Origin of the sequence: Novosphingobium silvae (assembly GCF_009856825.1) — a bacterium.
GTDB classification, from domain to species: domain Bacteria; phylum Pseudomonadota; class Alphaproteobacteria; order Sphingomonadales; family Sphingomonadaceae; genus Novosphingobium; species Novosphingobium silvae.
The window spans coordinates 172,512-187,511 of record NZ_WVTD01000002.1; the positions used below are offsets into that span (position 1 = coordinate 172,512).

The 15,000-nt window shown below is 64.6% G+C and carries 17 protein-coding genes; 11 read left to right on the forward strand and 6 right to left on the reverse strand.

Annotation, left to right across the window (positions count from 1 at the left end; all coding sequences use genetic code 11):
* Positions 1–74: 74 nt before the first annotated feature.
* Positions 75–416 carry a hypothetical protein gene (locus GR702_RS03780; RefSeq protein ID WP_160984638.1) on the reverse strand — a complete coding sequence of 114 codons (342 nt, stop codon included), beginning with the start codon at positions 414–416 and terminating at the stop codon, positions 75–77.
* A gap of 265 nt (positions 417–681) precedes the next feature.
* Positions 682–2,283 carry a phosphoenolpyruvate carboxykinase gene (locus GR702_RS03785; RefSeq protein WP_160984639.1) on the reverse strand — a complete coding sequence of 534 codons (1,602 nt, stop codon included), beginning with the start codon at positions 2,281–2,283 and terminating at the stop codon, positions 682–684.
* A gap of 278 nt (positions 2,284–2,561) precedes the next feature.
* Between GR702_RS03785 and GR702_RS03790 the strand changes: the two genes are divergently transcribed.
* The 8 genes from GR702_RS03790 to GR702_RS03825 all read left to right on the forward strand — a co-directional run bounded on the left by GR702_RS03790 (position 2,562) and on the right by GR702_RS03825 (position 8,453).
* Complete coding sequence (locus tag GR702_RS03790; RefSeq protein WP_237449540.1) at positions 2,562–3,341, forward strand: response regulator transcription factor; 780 nt, start codon at positions 2,562–2,564, stop codon at positions 3,339–3,341.
* On the forward strand, positions 3,334–4,944 hold the full coding sequence (locus GR702_RS03795) for a sensor histidine kinase (RefSeq protein ID WP_160984640.1): 1,611 nt from the start codon (positions 3,334–3,336) through the stop codon (positions 4,942–4,944). The genes GR702_RS03790 and GR702_RS03795 overlap by 8 nt, the downstream gene beginning before the upstream one ends.
* Positions 4,941–5,384, forward strand: a complete 444-nt coding sequence (locus GR702_RS03800) for an HPr kinase/phosphorylase (protein ID WP_160984641.1) — start codon at positions 4,941–4,943, stop codon at positions 5,382–5,384. Before GR702_RS03795 ends, GR702_RS03800 begins: the two co-directional genes overlap by 4 nt.
* A 67-nt stretch (positions 5,385–5,451) precedes the next feature.
* A complete protein-coding gene (gene rapZ / locus GR702_RS03805; RefSeq protein WP_160984642.1) occupies positions 5,452–6,420 on the forward strand; it encodes an RNase adapter RapZ in 969 nt (322 codons plus the stop codon).
* 48 nt (positions 6,421–6,468) lie between these two features.
* Entirely contained in the window at positions 6,469–6,873 is a 405-nt protein-coding gene (locus GR702_RS03810; RefSeq protein ID WP_160984643.1) for a PTS sugar transporter subunit IIA, read from the forward strand.
* Complete coding sequence (locus tag GR702_RS03815) at positions 6,870–7,148, forward strand: HPr family phosphocarrier protein (protein ID WP_160984644.1); 279 nt, start codon at positions 6,870–6,872, stop codon at positions 7,146–7,148. The genes GR702_RS03810 and GR702_RS03815 overlap by 4 nt, the downstream gene beginning before the upstream one ends.
* A gap of 18 nt (positions 7,149–7,166) precedes the next feature.
* On the forward strand, positions 7,167–8,000 hold the full coding sequence (locus GR702_RS03820) for a TrmH family RNA methyltransferase (protein WP_160984645.1): 834 nt from the start codon (positions 7,167–7,169) through the stop codon (positions 7,998–8,000).
* A 51-nt stretch (positions 8,001–8,051) separates the two neighbouring features.
* Positions 8,052–8,453, forward strand: coding sequence for an META domain-containing protein (locus tag GR702_RS03825; RefSeq protein ID WP_160984646.1), 402 nt, complete (start codon positions 8,052–8,054; stop codon positions 8,451–8,453).
* A 2-nt stretch (positions 8,454–8,455) separates the two neighbouring features.
* Here GR702_RS03825 and GR702_RS03830 read toward each other — a convergent pair whose 3' ends face one another.
* The 3 genes from GR702_RS03830 to recR form a co-directional block, all read right to left on the reverse strand.
* Positions 8,456–9,994: a DNA recombination protein RmuC gene (locus GR702_RS03830; RefSeq protein ID WP_160984647.1), complete on the reverse strand. Its 1,539-nt coding sequence runs from the start codon at positions 9,992–9,994 to the stop codon at positions 8,456–8,458.
* 79 nt (positions 9,995–10,073) lie between these two features.
* Positions 10,074–10,643 (reverse strand): peptide deformylase, encoded by a 570-nt coding sequence (def, locus tag GR702_RS03835; RefSeq protein WP_160984648.1) that lies wholly within the window; start codon positions 10,641–10,643, stop codon positions 10,074–10,076.
* A gap of 64 nt (positions 10,644–10,707) precedes the next feature.
* Positions 10,708–11,304, reverse strand: a complete 597-nt coding sequence (gene recR, locus GR702_RS03840) for a recombination mediator RecR (protein WP_160984649.1) — start codon at positions 11,302–11,304, stop codon at positions 10,708–10,710.
* Between the two features lie 60 nt (positions 11,305–11,364).
* Here recR and fmt point away from each other — a divergent pair, with 60 nt between their 5' ends.
* From fmt to GR702_RS03855, 3 genes are all read left to right on the forward strand, one after another.
* A complete protein-coding gene (fmt, locus tag GR702_RS03845) occupies positions 11,365–12,273 on the forward strand; it encodes a methionyl-tRNA formyltransferase (protein ID WP_160984650.1) in 909 nt (302 codons plus the stop codon).
* A 182-nt stretch (positions 12,274–12,455) separates the two neighbouring features.
* Entirely contained in the window at positions 12,456–13,202 is a 747-nt protein-coding gene (truA, locus tag GR702_RS03850) for a tRNA pseudouridine(38-40) synthase TruA (RefSeq protein WP_160984651.1), read from the forward strand.
* A 300-nt stretch (positions 13,203–13,502) separates the two neighbouring features.
* Complete coding sequence (locus tag GR702_RS03855; protein ID WP_160984652.1) at positions 13,503–13,841, forward strand: hypothetical protein; 339 nt, start codon at positions 13,503–13,505, stop codon at positions 13,839–13,841.
* Between the two features lie 113 nt (positions 13,842–13,954).
* On the opposite strand, the gene cobS is transcribed toward GR702_RS03855, so the two are convergent.
* Positions 13,955–14,947 (reverse strand): cobaltochelatase subunit CobS, encoded by a 993-nt coding sequence (cobS, locus tag GR702_RS03860; protein ID WP_160984653.1) that lies wholly within the window; start codon positions 14,945–14,947, stop codon positions 13,955–13,957.
* Positions 14,948–15,000 lie beyond the last annotated feature (53 nt).

Sequence of the window (15,000 nt, forward strand, 5' to 3'; positions counted from 1 at the left end):
CCCGGTAGCTTACCCGTTCAGCAGCAAGCTCAAAGCGTCATCCCCGTACCAGCGGGGATGACGCGTGGTCAGTCTCAGCTGCGGCCCAACATGCCCTTCAGATCGTCGAGCACGCTGCCGTCGCCGTCCTTGTCGAAGTAGCTTGCCGCGCGGCCGGGGTCGGCCGCGATAGCGCCAGCGAACTGCGTCAGGGAACCTTCCCCGCCGATCTGCGTGATGATCTGCTGAACCGTGCCGAGGTCAAGGCCCGAACGCTCCGCCGCGAGTTGCGCGGTATCGCCTTCCTGCTGATGCGCGATACCAAGCGCCACGATCGCCTTTTCCGCCACGGCGGGATCGATGCCAAGCTTGTCTGCCAGATTGACCACGTCCGCATGCTCGCTGACCTGACCAAGGATACCGTCAAAAAGTCCCATCTTTCGTACTCCAATGGTGGAGCTGGAAATATGGGGGCAAAGCATGACAAGCGGAAGGCCGGGATTTCTCCGAGGCGTTGCGACCGTGGATCGCCAGCAGCAGGCCCACCCGCAGAACTGATGGAGGGAACGGCAGGCCGTGAGCGTTGCGGAGTCCAGGACCGCAAGTGAGAACCCCGATTCTCGACCCTCGATCCGTGCGGGGAAAACGAAGAAGGCTCCGGAACCGAAGTTCCAGAGCCTTCCCGTTGAAACAATCGTCAGTTCAAACCGCCACAGGCGCCGCCTTGCGCACGCCTTCGTCGACGTGGGCTTCGAACTGTTCGAAGTTGTCGATGAACTGCTTCACCAGCGTCTGCGCAGTGCGGTCGTACTCTGCCGGATCCGCCCAGGCGCCGCGCGGATCGAGAAGCTTGGTGTCCACGCCGGGAACTTCCACCGGAACCTCGAAGCCGAAGTTCGGATCTTCCTTGAACTCGGCATTGTTGAGGCTGCCATCCAGCGCAGCGTTCAGCAGGGCGCGGGTCGCCTTGATCGGCATGCGCTTGATGCCTTCCATGGTCGCCTTGCCGCCCGACCAGCCAGTGTTGACGAGCCAGCACTTTACACCGCCTTTGGCGATGCGCTCCTTGAGGAGATTGCCGTAGACCGAGGGATGGCGCGGCATGAAGGGGGCACCGAAGCAGGTCGAGAAGGTTGCTTCAGGTTCGGTGACGCCAATTTCCGTACCCGCCACGCGGGCGGTGTAGCCGGAGAGGAAGTGGTACATTGCCTGGTCGGGCGTCAGACGCGCGATCGGGGGGAGCACGCCGTAGGCGTCCGCCGTCAGAAAGATGATGTTCTTCGGAACCGGCCCTAGGTTCTTTTCCGAGCAGTTCGGGATGAAGTCGATCGGATAGGACCCGCGGCTGTTCTCGGCCAGCGAGTTGTCGTCGAGATCGATCTTCCGGGTCTCAGGGTCGATCACCACGTTTTCCAGAACCGTGCCGAAGCGACGGGTGGTGGCGTAGATTTCCGGCTCGGCTTCTTCCGAAAGGCGGATCATCTTGGCATAGCAGCCACCCTCGAAGTTGAACACGGCGGTGTCCGACCAGCCATGCTCGTCGTCACCGATGAGCGTGCGCGACGCGTCGGCCGAAAGCGTGGTCTTGCCGGTGCCCGAAAGGCCGAAGAACACGGCGGTATCACCGTCCGGCCCGATGTTGGCCGAGCAGTGCATCGGCATCACGCCCTTCACAGGCAGCAGGTAGTTGAGGATGCCGAAGACCGACTTCTTCATCTCGCCAGCGTAGGCAGTGCCGCCGATGAGGATCAGCTTTTCCGAGAAGTTGACTGCGATCACCGTTTCCGAACGCGAGCCGTGACGCTCGGGATCGGCGCGGAAGCTGGGCAGGTCGATGATGGTGTATTCGGGCGCGAAGTCGGCGAGTTCGCCGGCAGTCGGGCGCACCAGCAGCGTGCGGATGAACAGGTTGTGCCAGGCGAATTCATTGATCACGCGTACATTGACGCGATGTTCGGGCTGCGAGCCTCCGAACAGATCGGCGACGTAGAGCTTGTCCTTCGTCGCAACGGCAGCAAGGAAGTCCTCCTTGAGCGCGGCGAAGTGCTCGGGCGTCATGGGCACGTTGGTCTTGCCCCACCAAACCGTGGATTCGGTCTCGGCGTCCTTGACGATGAACTTGTCCTTCGCCGAACGCCCGGTGTGCTTGCCGGTAGCGACGACGAACGGACCGTCGGCCGAAAGCACGCCCTCACCGTTCTTCACCGCCTGCTCGACCAGGGGGGCCGTGCCGAGGTTCGCGAAGATCTGAGCCTTCGTCTCAATGCCCTGTCTGTCGAGCGGGTAGCCAAGCGAAGTGGTCAATGTCGTCTCCTCCAAAAGTTGGCAGCCTGCAGTATGCCTGAGGCCGCCGCCGATTCCTGCGCAAGAATCGCGCCGCGAATATGCGACACTCTCTTTTCCGTCAAATCAGCAACAATTGGAACTACGAAGCACCCGGACACGACGCATTATTCATCCGACCCACCTCGGATTTGCTTCGTATCTGGAGCTATCGGGACCGCGCCGCGTCGATTGCCAGCGCGGGGCGCAGGCGCTAGTCAGCATGGCTCCATGCAGAAGAAGGGACCTTGGGGCAGCCCATGGCCGATGCACCATTCCCCCCCTCGCAGACGGACTGCGCCATCGGCAGCGCCTCGGCGCCAGCGCGGCGGCAGACGATCGCTCTGGTCGACGATGATCGCAACATCCTGACAACCCTGTCGATCGGGCTGCAGGCGGAGGGGTTTGCGACCCGTGTCTACGCGGATGGCGAGGCCGCGCTAAAGGCTCTGCTGGAGAACCCGCCGGACCTTGCCATCTTCGACGTCAAGATGCCGCGCATGGATGGCCTGGGTCTTCTGCAGGCCCTGCGCGCCCATTCGAGCCTCCCCGTCATATTCCTGACCTCGAAGGACGAGGAACCGGACGAAGCTCTCGGCCTTGCGCTTGGCGCGGACGATTACATCGCAAAGCCGTTCAGCCAGCGACTGCTGGTCGCCCGCATTCGGGCGATCCTCCGGCGCAGCGAGCTCGCGGCCCGGGCCGAGCGGGAGGAGGCACCGTCAGCTGACCTGCCCGACCCGGTGGTACGCGGACGTCTGGCACTCGACCCGGCACGACACCAGGTGCTCTGGGACGGCAAACCGGTCTCGCTCACTGTCACCGAGTTCCTCATCCTGGAGGCGCTGGCCTTGCGCCCAGGCGTAGTCAAAAGCCGCAACCAGCTGATGGACGCAGCCTACAGCGACGACATCTACGTCGATGACCGCACGATCGACAGCCACATCAAGCGCCTGCGCCGCAAGTTCCGTGCCGCGGACCCGGAGTTCGCCGCGATCGACACGCTTTACGGCGCCGGATACTCTTTTACCGATGGCTGAGAAGTCGCGGGCCAAGCCACGGCCTCGCCTTGCGGTGCGCCTCGGATTGTCGTGGAGCGTATCGCTCACCGCGCGCATACTCGCCGTCAACGTCATCGCGCTGGCCCTGCTCGCCGGCAGCCTTTTCTACATCGACAGCTACCGGCGTGAGCTGCTTGCCGAGCGCTATCGTCTTGCGAAGACCGAAGCGGAGATCACCGCAGATGCTCTCAGCGACGAGGATCTTGCCGGGCGGCTCGACCTCATCCGCCGGATCGGTCCCGAACAGGAACTGCGCCTGCGATTGTTCGGCCCCGGCGGAAAGCTCGTCGCCGACAGCTTCGAGCTTGCGCGGCCCTCCTACGCCCTGATCGATCCCGCAACCGAGCCCTGGTATCAGGATGCAGCCCGGATGCTGGATCGCGGGATGGACTTCATCCTCGGCGCTCCGCCGATACCGGACTATCGCGATCCGCCCGGAAACGATGCTTCTGCATGGCCGGAAGTGGCCGCTGCGCTCGCCACGCGAAGCACCTCGATCAACCACAAGGCAGCTCCGGACCGCACGCCCGTCATCATTGCCGCGACACCCGTGGGACAAGACGGCTCGGCTCTCCTGGTGACCCGCAATGCGCGCGACATCACCGAGAACGTGCGCATGGCACGACAGACCCTTGCCATAATCGTCGGCGGCGCGCTGGGCGTGTCGATCCTTCTGTCGCTGTACCTGGCGCGCACGATCGTCGAGCCTTTGCGCAAGCTGGTGCGCGCGGCAGTGCGCGTTCGTCTCGGGCGCGACCGGAGCGTGGTCGTCCCTCGCCTTCCCGACCGCCGCGACGAGATCGGCCTTCTGGCACGCGCGATCTCCGACATGAGCGGCGCGCTGCGCCAGCGTATCGACGAGGTGGAGAGCTTCGCGGCAGACGTCGCGCACGAACTGAAGAACCCGCTCACCTCGCTGCGTAGCGCGCTTGAAAGCCTCGACCGGGTGGAGGCAGCTGACCTGCGCCGCCAGCTGATCGGGATAGCGCAGGACGATGTGCGCCGGATCGACTTCCTCGTGACCGAGATTGCTGATGCAAGCCGCATCGACGCCCAGCTCAGCCGCACGACGTTCGAGCCGTTCGACATGGAAGCGCTGGTTCGCGCGCTCGTGGCGGAACGCGATCACCGCGGCGTAAATGGCGACTGCCAGGTCTCGATCCGGCGCGAGGAACTGGCACTGCAGGGCAACTCGGGTGCCGCCCCTGCCCCGCTGATGGTTTCGGGTGATGCCCCGAGGCTCGAGCGGGTCCTGCAGAACCTTCTCGACAACGCCGTTTCCTTTTCCCCTTCCGGCAGCCAGATCGAGATCACGCTGGCCCATGCGGAAAACCGGGTGAGAATCGCAGTTGCCGACCATGGCCCGGGCATCCCCGCCAGCGCGCGCGAACGCGTGTTCGAGCGATTTCACTCGCTTCGTCCATCGCGCGAAGAGTTCGGCAAGCACAGCGGCCTCGGCCTCGCGATCGCCCGCACCATCGTCGAAGCGCATTTCGGCAAACTGGTGGCGACTGACCGGACGGACGGCGCTTCAGGAGCACGACTGGTGATATACCTGCCCGCGTGGCATTCGGAGCCATGACGCCAGCTGCGCACCCATATCAGGCCACTTGCGTCGAAATCGACGGGCGAGGCCTGCTCATCCTGGGGCCATCAGGCAGCGGAAAGTCCAGCCTCGCGCTCTCCCTGATCGACCGCGGCGCACGGCTCGTCGGCGACGATTCCCTCCTGGTCGAAGAGAGGGATGGACGGCTGCTTGCCGGCCCACACCCGAATACCCGCGGGCTCCTGGAAATCCGCAACCTTGGGCTGCTTGCCTTTCCGTGCGCCCAAGTTGTTGCCGTAGCGCTTGCGGTGGTCCTCGACCCCGCCGCCCCCCGGTATATCGAGGAAGCAAGCAGCCTCGACCTTTGCGGAGCGGCCATACCCTCGCTCGCCCTGTGCCCGCACGACAGCGTCCTTCCCTTGAAGGCGGAACTGGCGCTGCGCCGCTTTGGCCTTGGCGCAGGACTGTCCCAATAGTGGCCTTCGCGCGAATACCCGGCAGCGGGCCCTTTCCTTTCGGATCGGCTGCGCGCAGATAGGGCGCATGGTGAATGAAGCGGTAGAAGGCGACGCGACGTCGCAGCCAGAGTCGCAGGCCGCACCCGCGCGACAGCGCCTGCTGCTGGTCACCGGCATGCTCGGCGCGGGCAAGACCACGGCACTGCGCGTGTTGGAAGACCTTGGCTGGGAGATCGTCGATAACTTCCCCATCCGCATGCTCGAGGCGATGATCGACATCGCTCCCGACGGCCCCGGTGCAGATCGGCCACCGCTGGCGATCGGCTTCGATTCGCGAACCCGGGGGTTCGACCCGGAACGGGTCATCGCGCAGGTGAAAAGCCTGGGCGAACGGCGCGAGATCGAACTTACCACCCTGTTCCTGGACTGCTCGAGCAACGAACTGGAGCGTCGCTACAACGAGACCCGTCGACGCCACGTCCTGGCGGGAGACTCGCCGGTTTCCACCGGTATCCGCGCCGAGCGCGAGCTTCTCGCACCTCTCCGCCGCTGGGCCGACATCCTTGTCGATACGACAGAGTACACCTCGAACGATCTTCAACGCGTGATTCGCGAACGCTTCGCCTCCAGCGTGCCTGGCGAACTGACGGTCACCGTCTCCAGCTTCGGCTTCTCGCGCGGGATGCCGCCAGTAGCAGATCTGGTCTTCGACATGCGCTTTCTGGACAATCCCCATTGGGATGCACGGCTTCGTCCGCAGACCGGGCAGGATCCCGAAGTCGGAGAGTACATCCGCAAGGATCCCGCCTACGCCGAGGCTTTCGAACGCATTCGCGACCTGCTCCTGCTGCTGCTGCCGCGGTACCGGCAACAAGGGAAAGCCTACGTGCATATCGCGTTCGGCTGCACCGGGGGGCGGCACCGCTCGGTCTTCACGGCCGAGCAGATCGCAGCGACCTTGCGTCACTCGGGATTTTCCCCCACATTGCTGCACCGCAACCTGGGTTCGCGTGCAGCCGATCTTCTTGAAGGAGGTCTGCAGCGTGAGAAATGAGAACACGTCCCAGGGGCACCTGCAGGTATTTCGGAGCGCCTTCCCAGCATGATCGGCTTGATCCTGGTTACCCACGGCAATCTTGCCGAGGAATTCGTACACGCGATGGAGCACGTCGTCGGTGATCAGTCCGACGTTGCGACCGTGTGCATCGGGCCAAACGACGACATGGAACGCCGCCGCAACGAAATCGCAGAGGCCATCGTCAAGGTGGATACCGGCGAAGGCGTCATCATCCTGACCGACCTGTTCGGCGGCACCCCGTCCAACCTCGCGATTTCGCTGATGCAAGCGGGCAAGGTAGAGGTCATTGCGGGTATCAACCTGCCGATGCTGATCCGGCTCGCCAAAGCGCGAAGCTGCATGCCGGTGCGCGACGCCGAGGCCGCTGCACGCGATGCCGGCCGCAACTACATCACGATCGCAAGCGAATACCTCGGGCAGGACGCATGATCGCCTGTCGGGATACCATCGTTATCGTCAACAAGCGCGGGCTGCATGCACGGGCGAGCGCGAAGTTCGTCAATCACGTGGCCGAACTCCCCGGCACGGTCGCCGTCACGGTTTCCAAGGATGGCACCAGTGCAGCAGGCGGCTCGATCCTGGGCCTGATGATGCTGGGCGCCGCAAAAGGCGATACCATCGAGATCGCCTGCTCCGGCGAAGGCGCCGAAGACGCGCTCGCCGTCCTGGCCGCGCTGGTGCGCGACGGGTTCGGCGAAGAGTGAACGGGGCTGGCTAAAATCGTGGCTTCGCAAGACTGGCCCGGCGCACCTTCGCGCCGCACCATTACCGGCTTCTCCAATCCGCTAGTCAAGTTCCTGCGGTCTCTTCGCGACAAGAAGCACCGCAAGCGGGAACGTCGCTTCCTGGCCGAGGGATTGCGTCTGCTGACCGACGCGCGCGAGTGCGGCATCGTGCCTGAGATGCTTGTCATGGCGATCGGGCGCGATCCGCACCCGCTGCTCGACGCGCTCGAGTCAGCGGTCGTCGCCGCCGGAGGCGAGGTCGTCGAGATGGACGTCGAGATCCTCGCAAAGGTGACCGGCAAGGACAACCCCCAGGCCGTGGCCGGGGTCTTCGCCGAGTTCGATACCAGCCTCGCAAATCTCGATCGTTCGGCAGCCCCTATCTGGCTGGTGGCGCAAGCGTTACGCGATCCTGGGAACCTCGGCACGATGCTGCGCACCGGAGACGCCGTAGGGGCCGGAGGTCTGATCCTGATCGACGACTGTGCCGACCCCTTCTCCGTCGAGGCTGTCCGCGCCAGCATGGGCGCGATCTTCACGCAGAAGCTGGCGATCGCCCGCTGGGATGAATTCACCGGGTGGCTTCGTTCCGGCAACGGGCAACTGGTAGCTGCTTCCCTGCGCGATCCCACCGATTATCGCCAGGCGCCCTACGCCGCGCCTTGCTTCCTGATGGTCGGGAACGAATCGCAGGGTCTTCCGTCGGCCTACGAGGAAGCGTGCGATCTGCGGGTAACCATCCCAATGCTCGGGCGGGCAGACAGCCTCAACGCCGCAGTAGCAGGCGCGGTCCTTGCCTACGAGGCGCTGGCACACTTGCGCGAAGGTTGAACAACCTCGTTCATCCCACCCTCACATGACCCCTGCCAGGAGAGGCAGGCCATGAGACAAGTCGCCTTCCTCCTGCTCAGCCTGGCCTGCCTTGCCGGATGTTCACAGAATACCGAGCGCTCGCACCTCTCAGAGAGCAGTTGGCGCTTCGACCGGATCGATGGCGAACGTCCCGTTTCTGCGGCTTCGGGGATCACCTTCGAGGATGGGCAGATCGGTATTGAGGTCGGCTGCAGGAGCCTCGACGGACCCTGGCGCATGGATGCCGACCGTCTCGTCGCCGGCCCGCTCGCGCAGACCGAAACTGCGTGCGCCGCGCCTTCCTGGCATCAGGGTACGGCCGTGAACTCGCTGATCGTCGCGACGCCGCGTATCGCCGTGGAGGGCAACCGCATGATCCTGCAGTCACGCGGCCACACTGCTGAACTTGTCCGGGTCGATACTGCCGACTGACGCTATTCGGCGACTTCCGCTGCCGGGAGCGAGTGCCGGCTCGCCTCGGAGAAGCGCGGCGCCGCATCCACCGACGGTACATCGTCGGAAATTTCGCGCTTTCCGATCTTGATGTGCTTTTCGCCAAGCCGCCGCGCCCGGCTCATCACGTTGCCTTCGTAGGTGCGCGCAAAATCGTTGAAGCTGTTTACGGCCCGTCCGAGGTGCATCCCGACCTTGCCGAGGTCGTCCTGCGTCTTCGCGAGGCTGTCATAGAGGTCGCTGCCGAGCTTGCCGATCTCCCGCGCCTCGCGCGCAAGGCCTTCCTGCTGCCACACCTGCGCTATCGTGCGCGCAATGGCGACAAGGTTCGTCGGGCTGGCGAGAAGGACCCGACGATCGAAGGCATAGTCCCACAACCCGGAATCGTGATCGAGGGCTGCAGCGATGAAATGCTCTCCGGGAACGAACATGATGACGTAGTCCGGCGCGTTCTCGAACTGGCTCTGGTAGCTCTTGTTGCCGAGAGCCTGGATATGCGCCCGCATCGATGCGGCATGCTGGTCGAGGAATGCTATGCGAAGCGTCTCGTCCTCCGCCTCGAACGCATCCTGATAGGCGTTCAGTGATACCTTGGCGTCGATGACGAGTTGCTTGTTGCCCGGGATGCGCACGATCGCGTCTGGTCGCAGACGGCCATCCTCGGTGTCGATCGACTGCTCGGTCGCGAAGTCGGTGTGTTCGGTAAGGCCGCATTGCTCAAGGACATTCTTGAGCTGCTGTTCGCCCCACCGCCCGCGTGCCTTAGGCGCGTTTCGAAGCGAGTTGCCCAGCCGAAGGGCTTCGTTGCGGACAAGTTCCTGCCCCACGCGCAATGCCTCTATCTGGCCATGGAGCTTGCCGAACGCGTCGGTGCGCTTCTCTTCCAGCGCGGCAACCTGCTCCTCATAGCTCCGCAGCCGCTGCCCTACGGGCGCAAGGATCGTCGCGATCCGCTCTGCACTGGCTTTCTCGCTTTCCTCGAAGCGCGCACCGGCCCGGCGCAGGAAGGCTTCCTGGGCGCCTTCAAGCACCTTTGCACCAGCGTTCTCGAACTCCTTGCGAAGCGTCTCCTGCGCTTCCAGCAGGAGCCGCTTCTGCTCGTCGAAATTGGCGGATTTCTCACGCAAGGTCGCCAGCTCCGAGGCCAGCTCGCGCTGCTCACGCCGAAGGGCGTCTATCTGGAACGCGTGCTCCGCCCGGGTCTTCTCCAACAATGCGGTCGTTTCGTTCCTGGTGCGATCAAGGATCGCCGCGCTTTCCTGACGCAGCCGATCGGTCTCCGCACGATGTTCCGCGCGGGCATGATCGAGCGCAAGGCTCAGTTCGTCAGCCCGGCCTGCCCGTTCGCGGGCAGCTTCAAGATCGGCAAATGCCCGAAGGTACCTGGCGTCCGTCTCGCGTGCTTCGCGCTCTCGCGTCTCCGCTTGCGCACGCCAATGACCGACGGGCCGAGAGCCGAAAAACCAGCCGGCGACGAGACCGGCCAGAAGTGCGAGAATCGAGGCGACAGCAAATTCCATCACCGCAATCTAGCGGAACGTTTTAGGAACGCCAGCCCGGCGCGAAGTTTTTCCCCACCGGGCTGGAGGCGATGATAGCTCAGGCGGCCTTGCGCAGCTTTTCCAGCTTCTTCAGCGCCATCTGACGCTTCAGGCGGGAAAGGTGATCGATGAAGAGCACGCCCTCGAGGTGGTCCATCTCGTGCTGAAGGCAGATCGCCAGCAGGCCTTCCATCTCTTCCTCGTGCACCGCTCCGTCAAGGTCCTGCCAGCGGGCACGGATCCGCGCCGGACGCTCGACATCAGCGAAGATCTCGGGAACCGAGAGACAGCCCTCCTGGTAGACGATGTAGTCGTCCGAAGGGTCGAGGATCTCGGGATTGATGAAGATCCGAGGTTCCTTCCGGGTGGGCTGATGCGTGTGGTGATGGTCGCCGTGGGAGTGGCACACCTCAGGCTCGGCATCCTCGTCTTCGGGCTGGAGATCGATCACCAGCACACGCTGCGGCACGCCAACCTGAATGGCGGCAAGGCCGATGCCGGGCGCATCGTACATCGTCTCGAACATGTCTTCGACAAGGACGCGCAGTTCATCGTCGAACTTCTCGACGGGAACGGAGACCTGCTTCAGGCGCGGGTCTGGAACTTCAAGTATTTCGCGGATAGCCATGTTCCGCCAGATAATCGCGAACGGCGAAATCCGCAAGGATGCACCGCCGATCATAGTGATCGGATCAGGGGACCGGCCGCCGTGCCCGTATGGCCTGCGCCAGCGTGCCCTCGTCCAGGTAGTCGAGCTCACCGCCGACCGGGAGGCCATGGGCGAGCTGGGTCACCCTGACTGGGAGGCCTTCGAGTCGTTCGGCTATATAGTGAGCCGTCGTCTGCCCCTCGAGAGTGGCGTTCATGGCGAGCAGCACCTCGTCGATGCCGCCCGAGCCGACACGCCGCAACAGCGTATCGATGGCAATATCTTCCGGCCTGATCCCGTCCAGCGCCGAAAGCCTGCCGCCCAGGACGTGGTATTTGCCGGTAAACAGGCGGGCGCGGTCAAGTGCCCAGAGATCCGCCACTTCCTCCACGACGCACAGCGCGCGGCCGTCGCGACGCGGATCGGCGCAGATGCCGCAGGGATTTGCCGTATCGACGTTCCCGCATACCTCGCATTCCACCAGCGCCCGGCGAACGGCGCCCAGCGCTTCGACGAGCTGGACCAGCGAGGTTTCCCGGCGCTTGATCAGCCACAGCACGGCACGCCGCGCCGAGCGCGGGCCAAGCCCCGGCAGGCGCGACAGCGCGGCGGTCAAAGTCTCGATCTCTTGCGATGCCATGGCTTGGGAGATAGGGCCTGCACCTGTTCTTAGGAAGCCCGGCGGAGAATTCCCCACATCATGCGCATCATCTTCATGGGAACCCCGGAATTCGCGGTGCCAGCGCTTGTCGCACTTGTCGAGGCGGGCCACGAGGTCGTCGCGGCCTACACGCAGCCGCCTCGTCCGGGCGGGCGGCGCGGCAAGGAACTCACGCCCTCTCCCGTTCACCGCGAGGCCCAGACACGTGGTATCGAGGTTCGCCATCCGGTTTCGCTGAAAGGCGTCGAGGCGCAGAAAGAGTTCGCCGCGCTGGATGCGGATATTGCGGTGGTTGCGGCCTACGGCCTGATCCTGCCGCAAGCCGTGCTGGACGCGCCGCGGCTCGGCTGCCTGAACATCCACGCCTCGATCCTGCCGCGCTGGCGTGGAGCGGCGCCGATCCAGCGCGCGATCCTGGCCGGCGATCCCACTACCGGCGTCACCATCATGCAGATGGAAGCGGGGCTGGATACCGGACCGATGCTGGCGACGCTGCGCACCACAATCGATCGCAAGACCGCCGGGGAGCTCACTGCCGAACTGGCCGAGCGAGGCGCGCAGCTGTTGATCGGCACTCTTCGTGACCTTGCAGTTCACCGCCCTGTTCGCCAGCCCGACGAGGGCGTGACTTACGCCCGGAAGATCGACAAGGCCGAGGCCCGGATCGACTTTACCCGGGCGGCGGACGTTGTGGAGCGCCAGGTACGGGCTTTCATGCCTGTTCCGGGCGCCTTCTTCGAACTCGACGGCGAGCGATACAAGGTCCTCGCGGCCGAACCCGTGGAAGGCTCCGGAGATCCGGGAACAACCCTCGACGATGCGCTGACCGTCGCCTGCGGCAGCGGCGCGTTGCGGATCGCCCGCATCCAGCGAGCCGGCAAGCCGGCGATGGAAGCCGCCGACCTTCTGCGCGGACGGCCGATCGAGGCAGGTTCGAGGCTCGGCTGACTATCACGCCTTCGCCGGTCCGGTCCGCTGCGCTGGATTCGTGTGCCCGGTGTGGCATGCCCCTCGCGCGGGGTTCCAGCCAGCTTCTCCCATCCTGCCCGGGTTGGGAAGGATGGTGCCACCCGCCGGCGCTGCGCCAAGCCCATTGCGCCGCCGCGCCAGTCCTGTATCGGCGGGGCGAAATGACCCGTTTCGCGCTCACTCTCGAATTCGACGGCGGGCCCTTCATGGGCCTGCAACGCCAGTCCCACGGACCGTCGGTGCAACAGGCCGTGGAAGATGCGGCCTTTGCCGTGACCGGCGAGGCTGTGGTCATGCATGCCGCCGGGCGAACCGATGCGGGCGTCCACGCCCTCGGCATGCGGGCCCATCTGGACATCGCCAAGACAATCACCCCGTTTCGGCTCATGGAAGCCCTGAACGCTCTCCTGCGCCCTGCCCCCGTGGCCGTGCTCGACTGCGAGGAAGTGGCAGACGACTGGCATGCCCGTTTTTCCTGCACCGGCAGGTCCTATGTCTATCGCATCGCCAACCGCCGTGCGCCGCTGACGCTGGAGCGCGGTAAGGCCTGGCAGATCGCCAAGCCGCTCGACGCCGAGGCCATGCACCGCGCCGCGCAGGCTCTGGTGGGCCGGCATGATTTCACCACCTTCCGGTCGGCGCACTGCCAGTCTGCATCGCCGCTGAAGACGCTGGACCGCCTTGTCGTTCGCCGCGAGGGAGAGGCGGTGCTCGTCGAGGCGGCGGCCCGCAGCTTCCTGCACCACCAGGTCCGTTCCATGGTGGGCTGCCTTGCGCTCGTCGGCATGGGTCGGTGGAGCGAGGCCCAGGTGGCCGAGGCGCTGGAAGCGAAGGACCGGCAGGCGCTCGGCCTCAACGCGCCGCCCGACGGATTATATTTTGTGCATGCCTCCTACCCGGAAGCCTGAGCCTCTTCCTTGGCCGCAAGTTGATGAAGTGCATGCTTGCGCCTGTGCCTGTCCTAGGGCGCGAGGGGGCGCTCGAGCGATGGGTTGAAAAAACCGCCGCCAATGTAGCAGCAGCCCGCGAAGTAGGAAATCGGCAGCCGCCGAGCCTGCTTTCCGCGTTCCGCAGGATAGAGCGCGACGCATCCGCATCGCTCGTCGCGCCATGCTGGGAGTGGCAAAGTCCTCTTCGCCGCGCTAGGCCGCGGGCCGAAGTCCCATCCGCCCGCGCCAACGTGCGGCAGGCGCAATCCAGGTGAAGGCATGGCCCGAAAGCATTCGAAACACGGTTCCTACGATGACATGCCCGCCGAGGACGAGCCCGAGACCCCGCCGCCGCCGTGCTGGCTCTGCGGCCGGTCCACGGGCAAGACCATCGTCTGGCACCATCCCGTCCCCAAGAGCCGGGGCGGGCGCGACGTGGTGCCGATGCATTCCATCTGCCAGCAGACGCTGATCGCGAACTTCACCAATTCCGAACTCCAGCGTCATGGAATGGACGTGGAAGGCCTGCTGGCCGACCCGAACGTGCGCAAGTTCGTGGACTGGGTCGCCAACAAGGACCCCGATTTTACCGCAACGATCACCAAGAAACGCCGCTGACGCGCCCTTCATGCGGCCGGAATGAACAAGGGCGCGACTTCCTGCAGAAATCGCGCCCCGTTTCGATGAGCTGACGGCCGGTCTGATCAGCCGGACCGTCGTTGCCCGCTGGCTTAGGCCTTGGCGACGACGCTTTCGGGCAAGTCCTGACCGAATACCCGCTGGTAATATTCGGCCACCAGCATCCGCTCGGTCTCGTCGCACTTGTTGAGGAACGAGAGGCGGAAGGCGAAACCCACGTCGTTGAAGATCGCCGCGTTCTGCGCCCACGTGATGACGGTACGCGGGCTCATGACGGTGGAGATGTCGCCGTTCATGAAGCCCTGGCGGGTGAAGTCCGCAACCTTGACCATCTGCGCAATGGTGGCTTCCTCGATCTGCGACACCTTCTTGGCGACGATGCCGGTCTCGGTTTCACCCGGCAGATAGTTCAGCGCAACCACCAGGTTCCAGCGGTCCATCTGGCCCTGGTTGATCTGCTGCGTGCCATGATAGAGGCCCGACGTGTCACCCAGGCCAACGGTGTTGGCCGTGGCGAAGAGGCGGAAGTTCCGGTCCGGACGGATGACGCGGTTCTGGTCGAGCAGGGTCAGCTTGCCCTCGGTCTCGAGGATACGCTGGATCACGAACATCACGTCGGGACGACCGGCGTCGTACTCGTCGAAGACCAGCGCCACCGGATGCTGCAGCGCCCATGGCAGCAGGCCTTCGCGGAACTCCGTCACCTGCATGCCGCCGCGCAGGACGATCGCGTCGCGGCCAATGAGGTCGATGCGGCTGATGTGCGCATCGAGGTTGATGCGGATGCACGGCCACTTCAGCCGCGCGGCCACCTGCTCGATGTGCGTGGACTTGCCGGTGCCGTGGTAGCCCTGCACCATCACACGCCGGTTGTAGGCAAAGCCCGCCAGGATCGCGAGCGTGGTGTCGGGATCGAAGACGTAGGTCTCGTCAAGGTCGGGCACGCGTTCGTCCGCGACCGAGAAGGCGGGAACCTTCCAGTCGATGTCGATCCCGAAAGTCTCGCGCACGTCGACTTCGATGTCGGGAGCGGCCAGCACGGTGGCGTCGCGGTTTTCGGCGGCGATGTTCTTGGAGTCTGTCATTGCAAGGCAATCGCCTAAAGGACAGGGCGCTGCATCGCAATAAGCTTTGCTCG

Coding starts and splice junctions, on each gene's coding strand:
- recR (WP_160984649.1), bottom strand. CDS start 11,304: ATGGCATCGCAAGAGATCGAGACTTTGACCGCCGCGCTGTCGCGCCTG.
- rapZ (WP_160984642.1), top strand. CDS start 5,452: ATGGTGAATGAAGCGGTAGAAGGCGACGCGACGTCGCAGCCAGAGTCG.
- fmt (WP_160984650.1), top strand. CDS start 11,365: ATGCGCATCATCTTCATGGGAACCCCGGAATTCGCGGTGCCAGCGCTT.
- GR702_RS03855 (WP_160984652.1), top strand. CDS start 13,503: ATGGCCCGAAAGCATTCGAAACACGGTTCCTACGATGACATGCCCGCC.
- GR702_RS03810 (WP_160984643.1), top strand. CDS start 6,469: ATGATCGGCTTGATCCTGGTTACCCACGGCAATCTTGCCGAGGAATTC.
- GR702_RS03790 (WP_237449540.1), top strand. CDS start 2,562: ATGGCCGATGCACCATTCCCCCCCTCGCAGACGGACTGCGCCATCGGC.
- GR702_RS03795 (WP_160984640.1), top strand. CDS start 3,334: ATGGCTGAGAAGTCGCGGGCCAAGCCACGGCCTCGCCTTGCGGTGCGC.
- GR702_RS03815 (WP_160984644.1), top strand. CDS start 6,870: ATGATCGCCTGTCGGGATACCATCGTTATCGTCAACAAGCGCGGGCTG.
- cobS (WP_160984653.1), bottom strand. CDS start 14,947: ATGACAGACTCCAAGAACATCGCCGCCGAAAACCGCGACGCCACCGTG.
- GR702_RS03830 (WP_160984647.1), bottom strand. CDS start 9,994: ATGGAATTTGCTGTCGCCTCGATTCTCGCACTTCTGGCCGGTCTCGTC.
- def (WP_160984648.1), bottom strand. CDS start 10,643: ATGGCTATCCGCGAAATACTTGAAGTTCCAGACCCGCGCCTGAAGCAG.
- GR702_RS03800 (WP_160984641.1), top strand. CDS start 4,941: ATGACGCCAGCTGCGCACCCATATCAGGCCACTTGCGTCGAAATCGAC.
- GR702_RS03825 (WP_160984646.1), top strand. CDS start 8,052: ATGAGACAAGTCGCCTTCCTCCTGCTCAGCCTGGCCTGCCTTGCCGGA.
- truA (WP_160984651.1), top strand. CDS start 12,456: ATGACCCGTTTCGCGCTCACTCTCGAATTCGACGGCGGGCCCTTCATG.
- GR702_RS03780 (WP_160984638.1), bottom strand. CDS start 416: ATGGGACTTTTTGACGGTATCCTTGGTCAGGTCAGCGAGCATGCGGAC.